The organism is Desulforapulum autotrophicum HRM2 (assembly GCF_000020365.1).
In the GTDB taxonomy this organism is placed as follows: domain Bacteria; phylum Desulfobacterota; class Desulfobacteria; order Desulfobacterales; family Desulfobacteraceae; genus Desulforapulum; species Desulforapulum autotrophicum.
This window is the reverse complement of record NC_012108.1, coordinates 1,159,641-1,171,842: the sequence shown is the minus strand read 5'-3', so window position 1 is coordinate 1,171,842 and position 12,202 is coordinate 1,159,641. Positions and strand designations below refer to the sequence as shown.

Annotated in this window: 12 protein-coding genes; 6 read left to right on the top strand and 6 right to left on the bottom strand. The window is 48.0% G+C overall.

Translation table 11 applies throughout. The annotated features are described in order from the left end of the window. The 3 genes from corA to HRM2_RS05045 all read right to left on the bottom strand — a co-directional run bounded on the left by corA (position 1) and on the right by HRM2_RS05045 (position 2,944). Entirely contained in the window at positions 1-1,077 is a 1,077-nt protein-coding gene (gene corA / locus HRM2_RS05055) for a magnesium/cobalt transporter CorA (protein ID WP_232364201.1), read from the bottom strand. Between the two features lie 13 nt (positions 1,078-1,090). Next, positions 1,091-1,951: an adenine nucleotide alpha hydrolase family protein gene (locus tag HRM2_RS05050; protein WP_015902926.1), complete on the bottom strand. Its 861-nt coding sequence runs from the start codon at positions 1,949-1,951 to the stop codon at positions 1,091-1,093. A 78-nt stretch (positions 1,952-2,029) separates the two neighbouring features. Next, positions 2,030-2,944, bottom strand: a complete 915-nt coding sequence (locus HRM2_RS05045; protein WP_041273057.1) for an AEC family transporter — start codon at positions 2,942-2,944, stop codon at positions 2,030-2,032. Positions 2,945-3,079: 135 nt separating this feature from the next. Here HRM2_RS05045 and HRM2_RS05040 point away from each other — a divergent pair, with 135 nt between their 5' ends. After that, positions 3,080-5,071 (top strand): methyl-accepting chemotaxis protein, encoded by a 1,992-nt coding sequence (locus HRM2_RS05040; RefSeq protein WP_015902923.1) that lies wholly within the window; start codon positions 3,080-3,082, stop codon positions 5,069-5,071. A 25-nt stretch (positions 5,072-5,096) separates the two neighbouring features. Here HRM2_RS05040 and HRM2_RS05035 read toward each other — a convergent pair whose 3' ends face one another. Next, complete coding sequence (locus tag HRM2_RS05035) at positions 5,097-5,822, bottom strand: hypothetical protein (protein WP_015902922.1); 726 nt, start codon at positions 5,820-5,822, stop codon at positions 5,097-5,099. 289 nt (positions 5,823-6,111) lie between these two features. Between HRM2_RS05035 and HRM2_RS05025 the strand changes: the two genes are divergently transcribed. Together HRM2_RS05025 and HRM2_RS26500 are read left to right on the top strand one after the other, a co-directional pair. Beyond that, complete coding sequence (locus HRM2_RS05025) at positions 6,112-7,275, top strand: type III PLP-dependent enzyme (RefSeq protein WP_015902920.1); 1,164 nt, start codon at positions 6,112-6,114, stop codon at positions 7,273-7,275. Positions 7,276-7,304: 29 nt separating this feature from the next. Then, positions 7,305-7,544 (top strand): hypothetical protein, encoded by a 240-nt coding sequence (locus tag HRM2_RS26500; RefSeq protein ID WP_148214560.1) that lies wholly within the window; start codon positions 7,305-7,307, stop codon positions 7,542-7,544. 118 nt (positions 7,545-7,662) lie between these two features. Here the strand turns inward: HRM2_RS26500 and rsgA are convergent, their stop codons facing one another. Beyond that, a complete protein-coding gene (rsgA, locus tag HRM2_RS05020; protein WP_015902919.1) occupies positions 7,663-8,565 on the bottom strand; it encodes a ribosome small subunit-dependent GTPase A in 903 nt (300 codons plus the stop codon). A gap of 370 nt (positions 8,566-8,935) precedes the next feature. On the opposite strand from rsgA, the gene HRM2_RS05010 reads away from it, so the two are divergent. After that, positions 8,936-10,249 carry a serine/threonine protein kinase gene (locus HRM2_RS05010; protein ID WP_015902917.1) on the top strand — a complete coding sequence of 438 codons (1,314 nt, stop codon included), beginning with the start codon at positions 8,936-8,938 and terminating at the stop codon, positions 10,247-10,249. Positions 10,250-10,256: 7 nt separating this feature from the next. Here the strand turns inward: HRM2_RS05010 and HRM2_RS05005 are convergent, their stop codons facing one another. Beyond that, positions 10,257-10,991: a metallophosphoesterase family protein gene (locus HRM2_RS05005; RefSeq protein WP_015902916.1), complete on the bottom strand. Its 735-nt coding sequence runs from the start codon at positions 10,989-10,991 to the stop codon at positions 10,257-10,259. Between the two features lie 208 nt (positions 10,992-11,199). On the opposite strand from HRM2_RS05005, the gene HRM2_RS05000 reads away from it, so the two are divergent. Next, positions 11,200-11,463, top strand: coding sequence for a glutaredoxin family protein (locus HRM2_RS05000; protein ID WP_041273662.1), 264 nt, complete (start codon positions 11,200-11,202; stop codon positions 11,461-11,463). Between the two features lie 124 nt (positions 11,464-11,587). Next, positions 11,588-12,196, top strand: coding sequence for a TetR/AcrR family transcriptional regulator (locus HRM2_RS04995; protein WP_015902914.1), 609 nt, complete (start codon positions 11,588-11,590; stop codon positions 12,194-12,196). The last annotated feature ends 6 nt before the right edge of the window (positions 12,197-12,202 follow it).

Below are 12,202 nucleotides of genomic sequence, written 5' to 3'. Positions count from 1 at the left end.
TCAGAGCCAGTCTTTTCGCTTGAAATAGTAAAACATGCCCCCCACAATGGCGACAATGAGCGCCCAGAAGGCAAAATAGCCCCACCGCCATTCAAGCTCCGGGATATACTTGAAGTTCATACCATATATACCCGCAATAAAGGTGAGGGGAATGAAGATGGTTGCCGTGATGGTCAAAGTCTTCATGATTTCGTTGGTCCGGTTGTTGACGTTGTTCATAAAAATGTCGTGGAGCCCTGAAATCAGCTCCCGAAAGGTGTCGATGGTCTCCAGAATCTGAACGGTATGGTCATGGACATCCTTGAAAAAAATAATATTACGTTCATCGACCAGATCAAACGCCTCTTTTTCAACGGTATTGATCAACTCCTTCAAAGGTGTAATGGCCCGCCTCAAGGCAACGAGCTTTCGTTTCATCTCATTGATGGCGTGGAATGTTTCTTTGGATATGGAGGTTAACAGCGCATCATCCAGGCCTTCAATTTTATCCCCAAGAATTTCAAGAAGGATGAAATAGTTGTCAACCACCGTGTCGATGAGGGCATAGGTGAGGTAATCGGCTCCTTTTTTCCTTATCCTGTTTTTGGAACTTCTGATTCTGTCCCTCAAGGGATTAAACACCGTTCCCTCGCGTTCCTGGAACGAAATAACAAAATTCTGCCCCAGAATGATGCTGAACTGCTCGTCAACGATCTCATCGGTCTCTTCAACATAATAAAGCATCTTAAAAACAATAAAGGTGAACGAATCAAACTGTTCGATTTTCGGGCGAATCCCCGTATGAACGATATCCTCCAGAATGAGATGGTGGACATCGAAATGCCTGCCGATTTTCTCGATCAGCTCGATATCATGGAGACCATCGATATTGATCCAGGTGATGGTTGGCTCAGCCTTAAAGGGAAAGCACTCTTCAATCTCCTGAACCTCTTTTTCCCGGATCTGACCCCCATCGTAATCCATGATTCTGATCCGGGTTTTTTCAATCTTTCGCTCACCGATATGTACCATGGTGCCGGGAGAAGTACCGGCTTTTTTAGATACATTGTTAACGGTTTCCATTTTAACGGGCTCCATGATTTTTATTTTATCAATGACAGATCCAAAGGGCTGTTTCGTTGAGTTCCTTGAATAAAATCGAACAGACCGGTCCTTTAAAAAGGCGCTGGAGCAGATTTCTTTTCGTGCCCGATCGGCCCAGGGCAACGGCCGCATATTGTTCGTCGTTCACCCCATCAAGGATCGCCCCAGCCACGTTGTCTGTTATTACGGATTTATGACGGACAAGATCGGCCGGAAACCCGTAGTCCAGCAGCATCGATTTGCACTTTTCAACGGCCCGGGTAATATCTGAACTCTTTTCACACGTTAAAATATCAAGCCGATGCCTGTTTTCATGGCTGAGAATAAATCCCACGTGATCGGCCATGCGAAGGCAGGATTCTGAACCATCAAGATAGAGCAACACATTTTTCCTTTGGGGATGCGACGCCCTGCAAAGCCAGACGGGAAAGGACAATTTCTGATCAAACACCGCCCTGCTCACACTGTCATCAAAGGCCTCTTCAAGCATTGAAAGCCCCCTGCGTCCCAGAACAACGGCATCATATTTCCCTCGTTCTCCTTCCCTGATAATATCTGCAGCTGTGGAAAAGACCCGGGACTGCAACTTTATCTGCAGATTATCCTTAAGGCATCCCAGGCTGACGCACTCCTTGATGGCGTTTTCCAGCCCCTTTTTCCCCTTGGCCATGATTTTTTGCCCTTGTTCTTTTTGCAATAAATCCGCCTCAAGGCTTCGCTCGTTATCCCATACCGCCGGTGGTTTGGGTGCAGAATAAAAAAACGTGGCATTGATATGCTGCATCTCTGAAAAAAAATTTGCAACAAACCTGACACCAAAAAGACAACTCTTTTCCTCGGATACGGCAATTAAAAAATGTCTGTTCATGGGATGCTCCTTGTCTGGGGGTTTAACGATTTAAACACACAAGAAAAAAACACCTGTCCTGCATATCTCCATTCTCGTTTAAAGCAACAAAACAATAGACAGGGGGATAAACGAGACAACCGTTGACACCATGATAGCGGCAGATGCAAGCTCAGTATCGCTGTTCAACTGTGCCGACAACACATAAATGGCCGTGGATGTCGGCAGGGCAAAAAAAATAATGCCCGCCTTGAATGGAACCCCTGAAACAGCGAACAGCTTTAGCAAGAAAAACCCCACTATGGGCAGAATGGCTGTTTTCAATAGGGCTGCAATCATGGAATTTACGGTGTTCAGCTTGAGTGAGGCCACGCTTAATCCCCCCCCGATGGACAAAAGGGCAAGTGGCAGGGTCACGGATGTCATCATTCGAAAGGTATTGTCAAGAAAGACCGGAAAGCTGAACTCAAATTTAGAGAACAAAAGCCCGGCAGCACACCCAATGATCAGGGGATTGGAGATCAATGCCCGCAAGAGATAACTTGCGTTTTCCCGGGGGGTGCCTTTTTTTCCCGAATACCAGATCAATGTGGAAACGGCCAGCACATTGATAAATGGGATGGCAAACCCGATAAGGATGCCAAAATACCGGACCCCGGTTTCCCCAAGGGTGGTCATGACAACGGCCATCCCGATGTAGGTATTAAACCGATAACAGGCCTGGGAAAAAGAACCGGCCTGGAAACTTGGAACGTTGAACACACGGATTGCACCAAGGCTCAGTAGATACACCACAATCACGGAGAGGATTGCGGCAGCGCATAGATTAAAACCAGCACCGCCATCCGTTGTTGCACCGCCGATCTTCCAGAAGAGCATGACCGGAAAAAAGATATAATAAACCAGCCGATCAGAGGTTGCGAGAAATTGCCCATTGGTGATCTTAAAATGTCTGAGCATACCGCCAAGGGCGAGCAGGCAGAACAGGGGAAATATGGCATTCAGGATAATCATGCCACAAAAGATATGTAATTTTTTGACTTATTACAAATTGTTTTTTGGCATCCAGGATTCGCCAGGTTGTAAAATGATCGAAAATCATCTATCCTCAGGCCAATGTGAAACAAAATTCAAAGAAAGGATTCACAAATGAGCAGACAGACACCGGCCTTCCGGTTTGGCATCCAGACTAAAATTTTAATTCCCATGGTTATAATGCTTTTTGCATCCATACTGGTCATATCCATCTATTCATATCTACAGCAGAAACGCATAATCAATAATTTAATGAACAATATCGTGACAACCGCTCTGGAACAAATCATCCAGGGTGTTGATCAATCGGAAAACGGCATCTCCGCATTGAAGACAGCTCTGAACAAGAACTACCTTCGCCAGGTAAGGGCTATCAGGAAAATTTTCGAGGTGACCCAGCAGCCACCGACAACGGAACAGGCAATTGCACTGGCAAAGGATATTGGCGTGGATGAAATACATGTAGTCGACGCAGACGGTATCCTTAAATGGGGCAACATCCCCGAATTTTACGGATTTGATTTCCACACCACAGATCAAACCCAGCCCCTGATAGCGGGATTGACACAAAAACGATTTGAACTTGCCCAGGCCCCCCAGGCAAGAGGGACCGATAAGGTTCTGTTTCAATATATAACCGTTGCAAGGCAAGACCGGCCCGGATTGATTCAGATTGGCGTCCAGCCCAGGGAGCTTCAGGAACTGATACAAAAGACAGACATCCAAGCCATTATACAGGGCCAGAAGGTCGGTGAACAGGGTTATGCCGTTCTCATCGACATTAAGGGAACAACAATTGCCGATCCAGATCCCCAAAAAATCGGCACAGACATCACCCGTTTTAATTGGGGAAAACAAATTGTAGATCAAAGACAAGGCATGCTTAAATATCTTTTCAACAAAGAAGAATACCTGTGTGCCTTTCAACAAAAAAATGACAAAATCGTCATTGCAACTCTTCTGACTGAACCGTATATGACCCCGTTAAAGGACCTGAAAACCCGAATGTTCATGGCTGCCATCCTTTCCATTCTGATTTCATTTATGGTTGTCTTCCTCATCAGTAAACGCATTGTTATTTCAGTCAACAATGCAGTCACTGGCCTCAAAAACATCTCAGAAGGAGAAGGAGACCTCACCCAGAGGCTTGAGATAAAAAGCAGTGACGAAGTCGGAGAACTTGCTCACTGGTTCAATGCCTTTATCTATAGAATGCAGGAAATTGTAAAGGATATTTCAAGTAATGCCGTCACTCTGAGCGCATCCTCAACCGAGGTTTCCGATCTTTCCATACAGATGTCCCAGGAAGCTGGGGGCATGTCCGAAAGGTCTGCCATGGTTGCTGCGGCGGCCGAAGAGATGAATTCCAGTATGTGTTCCGTGGCTGCCGCAAGTGAGCAGGCATCCTTGAATATCAACATGATGGCAACTGCCACGGAAGAGATGACCAGCACAATCAACGAAATCGCACATAATTCAGAAAAAGCCCGTTCCGTAACAGACGAGATGGTCGCCCATGCCAGGGTTGTCTCTGGAAAGGTGAACGAACTGGGAAGGGCAACAATGGATATCGGTAAGGTCACAGAGGCGATAACAGATATATCTGAACAGATCAATCTGCTATCGTTGAATGCAACCATTGAAGCGGCCCGGGCTGGTGAGTCAGGTAAAGGCTTTGCCGTGGTTGCCAATGAAATCAAGGAACTTGCAAAGCAGACGTCGGTGGCAACCCTTGAGATAAAAGAAAAAATCGGCGGGGTTCAGCTCTCCACAAAGGAAACCGTTGCCGAAGTTGACAAGATTTCAACGGTTATCAAAAATGTCAATGAAATGGTTACAACCATTGCAGCGGCAGTTGAAGAACAATCTGCCACTACAAATGAAATCGCCAGCAATGTCTTACAGGCATCCAAGGGAATCCAGGAGGTGAACCAGAATGTTGCTGAAAGTTCAACGGCTTCCGAACAAATAGCCAAAGGAATCTTCGAGGTAAACCATGCAGCCACCCAGATGTCGGGCAACAGCTCTAAGGTGAACACCCGTGCCCATGACCTGTCCAAACTTGCTGAAACCTTAAAAAAGCTGGTGGAACGATTTAAGATTTGAGTCATTTCGCAAAAAACAGATCTGATCAAAAAACCGTTTTTACAGTCGGTGCCTTCCCCTCCTCCTTGTGTTTCAAGGCCGATTCTGTTTCAATCAGATTTTTCAATCTGTCTGCAAAATAGATGTTTAGCTGGAAGGTTGGCCGTCCCAGCTGGTCAGGAATGGTTGACAGAACCAGAAGGTCACCGTTTCTCTCCCAGTAAAGGGCGGTTGCATTGGGCTGACTTTTATCCCAGTCAATCCCGCGGGGGGCGCCGTATTTTTGTTTCAGGGTTTCTCCAATGCCAAGATCGTCGTATTCAAAATGAACCCTGATCAGCAAAGGGGTCAGGTTATAATCGGAGAACAAAAATTCAACATAGCTGAAGGCAAGCCCCTTATCTTTGGCATAGCGATACATCAGCTTGATGGTTTTATGCTCAACCCGTTCCCTGGGAGGCGTGTTAAGTTTTTCATTAATGGTGTGAAAGCCGGGGAAATAGTCGGCTAAAAAGGTTTCGGTGTTGATCTCAAGGTCGATGGTGTTGTTTCCCTGGGTGGCATCAGCCCCAAGCAGATGGCCCAGACGCTGCTGCAATTTCCTGGAATAGATTGTATTGGTGCCGACTTCCATGAAACTGAAACTTTCAGGGAGGGTCTTTACCGCAGAATCTGCCACCAGGCCATCGTCACTGCAACCAAAAATTAGAAAACAGAAAAACAGGGCCAGGGGGATCAACATGGTGGGTATATATTTTTTTGAATGTTTCATACTGTTTTTTTACATCAATCAGAGCCTTAATGCAATAGCCTGGGAAAGGTCAGGAGAATGTTGGCAAATCCTGGCCAACAGCTTTCCCAGGCATCTGCCATGGTGTACTCGTTCTCACCCATTGCCCCAAGAACGGCAAGAAAGCGCCCTGGTGCATGGACGTGATCTGATAAAAAAGCTTCTGATCCAAAACCACGGTGGCAAAAATAATACCAATTGTGATATAGGTAGAAACAAAAGGTGCACAAAACCATAACAACCCGTTGATACTATTGGAGCAAAAAATACAATGCCCATATCACCAGAAGAATACATAAATCCAGAAACATTTGAACGAATCAAAACCTTCGCCGAAGACAAGGATACGCCCTTTCTGGTCATTGATACGGCAACGGTTGAACGTCGGCTGGAACAACTGATCAATGTCTTTCCCTATGCCAGCATATATTATGCGGTAAAGGCAAATCCGGCAATTGAAATTCTGACCATGATGCGGGATAAAAATGTCAATTTTGACATCGCCTCGATCTATGAGCTGGACCGGGTCCTCTCCCTGGGCATATCTCCAGACAGAATCAGTTTTGGCAACACCATAAAAAAAAGCAAGGATGTCAGATATTTCTATGAAAAAGGTGTACGCATGTATGCCACAGACTCTGAAGCAGACATCCGCAACATCGCAAGGGCGGCCCCGGGCTCCCGAATTTATGTCCGCATATTAACCGAAGGCACGCTTACAGCGGACTGGCCCTTGTCCAGAAAATTCGGCTGCCAGTTGGACATGGCCATGGATCTCATCATCCTTGCAAAGGATCTGGGCCTTATTCCCTATGGAATTTCGTTCCATGTGGGATCCCAACAGCGCGAAATTGGTGCCTGGGATGCTGCCATTGGAAAGGTAAAGGGCATTTTTGACCGCCTTGAACAGGAGGATGACATCAATCTGCAGATGATCAACCTGGGTGGGGGATTTCCAGCAAACTATCTGTCCAAAGCCAATGACCTTGAAACCTACGGACAGGAAATCACCCGTTTTCTTACGGAAAGCTTTGGGGATGATCTGCCCCAAATCATCCTGGAACCTGGCAGGTCACTGATAGCGGATGCAGGGGTCATGGTCACCGAGGTGGTGTTGATTGCGCGAAAATCCAGAACAGCCCTCCACCGCTGGGTATATCTGGATGTGGGAAAATTTTCCGGATTGATCGAAACAATGGACGAATCCATCAAATACCCCATCTTTACCGGGAAAAAAGGTGAGGTGGAAGAGGTGGTTCTTGCCGGGCCAACCTGCGACAGTGCCGACATCCTGTACGAAAATTATAAATACAAACTGCCGCTGAACCTTGCCATCAGTGACCGGGTTTACTGGCTCTCCACCGGTGCATACACAAGCAGTTACAGCGCCGTTGAGTTCAACGGGTTCCCGCCGTTAGCGGTCTATTTCATATAACCCACATGTCCTGGCGGGCACAACGAAGCATGAAACTCGACAGTAGTAGGCGGGCGGGAACGGGTGTTGCCCTGAACGGGTTAAATGGCAACGGTGGACACGAGGTCCAAGGAGTTGCCATTTCCCTCGGAGCAGGCCATGGACGGCCTGCGAGAATGAGTGAAGGGCAACACCCGTTTCCGCCGGCCGGTCGAAGCGAGTTTCATATAAACCGGCACGGCCGGAGCATGGTATCTGCCCTGGCCACAACGAAGCATGAAACTCGATGATACAGGGGAGGCGATAGTACCATTCCGCCCCCTTTGGTTCCCCTGACCGGAACGGTAAACGTCGGGGAGATGCGCCGATGCAAAAATGTCAATTCCAGTTGAACAACGGTGTCAGCCTCTATCGTCGGGTTTTAAACCTTGCATCTCCTGCTTCCAGAAGGTTCAGAATCTGCAGGTAGGTGGTGTATCGTTCGTTTGAGATCCTGCCGCTTTCCACACCATCTGCAACGGCACAACCAGGTTCCGTACGGTGCAGACAATCCCTGAAACGGCATAGGCCATGGTCCATGGCCCGTTCGAATCCGGGAAAATAGCCGGCCAGATCCCGGGGAGAGATATCAACAAGCCCAAACTCGTTGAAACCAGGGGTATCCACGAGTTCACCACCGCCCGGAAGTGAATGAAGGGTGGAAACCGTGGTGGTGTTACAGCCCCGACGGCCGGCCTCATAGAGTTCTCCTATCCTGAGGTCCAGGGTCGGGCAGATGGCATTGAGCAACGAACTTTTGCCAACCCCTGTCAAACCCACAAAAAAGCTTCGCAGGCCCCCTCCTTTGCCCAGAAACGACTCCAGGTCATGGAGACCTGCCCCTGTGACCGCACTCACGACAAAGAGATCCACAGCACCCTGGTAAATTTCCTTAAACCCGGCGATGAATCTTTCAGCACCTTCCAGGTCACCTTTGTTGATAACCAGCACAGGCGTAAGATCGGCCTGCCTTGCCGCAACAATGGCCTGGTCCACATATCCAAAGGGAGGCACAGGCAGGGACGACACCACAATGCCGAGAACGTCCAGGTTTGCACCGACAATCCGGATACCGCCCCGGGAGTCCCTTCGGCAAAGTTCCGTCCTGCGGGGTACCCTTGTCAGACCGTGCTCTCCCACGTCTACGCTGTCACCGACAACGTGGCCTGAACGTCTCTTCACCTTTACCATCTGCCGTTCTCCAGATTCAAACAAAATATCCACGGCAATCCCATGGTGGGCAACGATCACGCCCGGACGATTATTTTTCATACGGCAAAGCCCCCTAGTTCATCCATTGCGTAAAAAAGGGCATATTGACAATAAAACCCTCCTCCAGTAAAGTAGAATAGAATATCATATTCCTTTTTATTTTAAAAGCTTGAAGCTTATCGAGACTAAAAATATACTCAAAAGAATCTCAGGTTATTGCGCTCGAACTTTCCCGCTAACATAGAAATCCAGCATGACCTTTATGAAGGTTCAGACCGGATTCTGGCCAATCCAACAGAAACACACGAAATCATCATGAACCTTTCCACCAAGGCCTATCATGCCATGGAAAAAACGGTTTTAGCCCGGGACCTGTTATTAAAGATACGCAGCGTTCTTGACCTGAAAAAAGGAGGATAAAAAAGGCAAAATGTTATCAGATACCTTACTGATGCTTGACCTTACCGAGGTGGAGGAGAGGCTCATTCAGCAATTGACCCGTCCCTTTGAAATCCGTATGATGTCTATCAAACCGTTCGATCCCCAGAATAACGCTTCTTTATTCCATGGTAAAAACATCTGTATGGTTATCCTCCATGCCGGTCCGGATCAAACTGACACCATTACCGGAATCCATGCCATTAAGAAGGCCTTGAAAAGGCCTGTTCCCCTTCTCGTGCTGATACCTGAAGTCCCACCGTCACCCTTGAATAAATTCATGAAAGCCGGTGCGGACGATTATGTTGTGATGCCGCTGGATGCGGACAGCTTTGCCATGCGGTTTTATGTGCTGCTTGAATGCGGCCAGGCCATCTTACAGACCCAGCAGGACAACGAACCTGACCTGGATGCCTGGCAGGTGATCGTGGGATACATCCAGGAAGGCCTCCGTTTTTTTACCCCCAAATCCCAACTTACCCTAAAGGGCAGGCGCCCCATTTCCGACCGCTGGATCCCCGAAAAAAGGATTGCCGTGGGAGGAGACGCCGAAATATGGCTTGTTCAGGACCGGGGAAAAGCAAAAAAAGCCGTTGCAAAAATCCCCCACTCCCCCGGGATGAACGTCAATGCCCTGCGTGCAGCAGCTGTTCTCAAGCGGCTGGTGTATCATCCCAATATTGTTCATCTCATTGAGGTAATAAAGGAAAATGACCGATTTATACTCATCCAGGAATATGTGGACGGTATGACCCTGTGGGATCTTCTGGCAACCCGTCCTTCGGCCCGAAAAAAAGAGGCCCTTTTTCTGCAACTTCTTTCCGTGGTTGCCTATGCCCATGGCCATGGGATCATGCACAGGGACATCAAACCCGACAATATCATGGTCCGGTTTGACGGCAGGTTGAAGCTGCTTGATTTCGGCAGTGCAAAAAAAACGACCTGGAAGGATCACGACACGTCCCCCCAGGGAACCTTGAACTTTATGCCCCCTGAACAGTTCGAGGGAAAGACCTGCCTTGCAAGCGATGTGTGGGCCCTCGGGATCATCCTCTACCTTTTTACGATCAATCGCCTGCCCCTTTGCCAGGACAACAGTGTTTATCCCATGGACGTTGAAATGGAAATGACCGTGGTGGCTCCCCGTGACATCATACCGCATGTCCCGGTTCACCTGGAACAGGTGATCATGACCTGTCTTTCAAAGGATCCGGCAAAGCGCTACAGGGATGGATCCATCCTCAGGAACGACCTGCTGGGAAGACTTCCGGATTTTGGAAACGGAAGTCAGATACCAGGCTGGTGAATAAAACTTACACCCCCAGGGAAAGGCGCAACGCCAACGCCTCGGGCAGGCCTGCGTCCATTATCCTTTTTGCCGCCCCCTTAAGGTCATAGGCCACCCTGTGGAACTCAACCACTTCCTCAAGGGTGTCGTAAATAAGGTAGGAGGCCCGGGGGTCGCCATCCCTTGGCTGGCCGATGCTGCCACAGTTGAATATCTGACGATTGACTCCGGCCACGGGGACCACTGCCCCGTTTCCAGGTTTCCGGATATACATGCAAAGAAAATTTTTGCGGGTAATGACGGCTGCCGAATGGGTGTGGCCAGCAAAGAGAATTTTGGCCCGGGTCAGAAAAAAAGTCCGGGAAATCAATGATTTTTTTGAGATATAATACCAGTCTGAGATACCACATGGGTTGGCATGGCAGAAGAACAGGTTCCCTGTTTTAATATTTTCCTTCATGCTTTTCAGAAAAACATGACTTTCCGGAGACAGGCGCATAATTGTCCATGACAGGGCCTTGGCTGCAGTAACGCCCATGTGATGCCCCCCCCCTGTGGCGGCATTATCATGGTTGCCGACAATAAAACGAATTCCAGGCATGGTTTGAACAAGGCGAATGCAGGCGTTGGGACTGGCCCCGTAACCCACAATATCGCCAAGGCACATATAGTGGCTGATCCGCCGGGTGGCAGCATGCTCAATAAAGGCCTGAAGCGCTTCCAGGTTGGAATGAACATCTGAAAATACGGCAATTCTCATGGCATTATCCCATGTTCAAAGGATTCACAGAATAAACAATACGCCACAAGCATAATTTCTGTCAAGGACAAGCATGGGAAAAGGTCGGCCTATGGAACCGGATCAGCGAATAAAAAAGGAGTTGCCCAATGGGTGGCAAAATGAAATAAAGGCCTGCAAGGGATTACGATTAAAACCATACCAAACCATTAAATTTAAAGGAGTACCCATGCTGAAAGTATATGCTGCCCATTGGTGTCCCCATTGTACAAAAACCGTTGACTACTTAAAAAAGAACAATATTGAATTTGAATACATTGAGATAGAAGCGCAGCCGGACCAGACCATTAAAAAGATCATTGAGGTCAATGGGGGTGACGACTGGGTCATTCCCACCCTTGAATTTAACGGCAAATGGAGACCTGGCAAGGTTTATAACGAGTTTGAACTTCACTTTGATTTAAAAGAGATGGGCGTCATCGGCCAGAAATAAAAATAAAGCTGTCCCAGGCAGATTGACTCTGGCATTTCCCCCGGTGCAGACGTTTTTTTCATTTACACTGTCGTCCTGGTTTGCCTGCTTGACAATTGAGACGACCGGTCATATATTCCCTTCCATGGAAAAAAGAGCCAAGAAAACAGACACAAGAATAAAACTCATTGAAACCGGACTTACTTTGTTTGCCAAAAATGGGTATAACGGCACGGGCATCAAAGAGATTGTCGATGGGGCGGACGTTCCCAAGGGATCATTCTATAATTACTTCAGAAGTAAAGAAGCCTTTACCGTTGAAATCATCCGCCATTACTCACAAGCCCTGTCGAATATGTGGGATGCGTCTCTTGCATCGGGCCCATCCGATGATCCCCATGGGGCATTGCGCAACAGCTTTGAAATGATCGTTGGCCTTCAGGAAGGAGCCGGAGTTAAATCAGGATGCCTGATAGGTAACCTCGCAGCAGAAATCAGCGAGGCAAGCGATCTGTGCCGCCAGGAAATGCATCGGTCAACCACTGCCTGGAAGGACCGGGTTTCATTTTACATCGAGCAGGGTCAAGCAGGGGGGAGCATCCGGAACGATATTTCTTCCCGTACCCTGACAGAGTTCATCTGGAACGCCTGGGAAGGGGCCCTGCTTAATATGAAGATCGCCAATTCTACTGACCCCATAAAAGAATGTATTTGCGTACTGTTTGACTTTTTTCTCAAACCTCAAAAGAATTAACCAAAG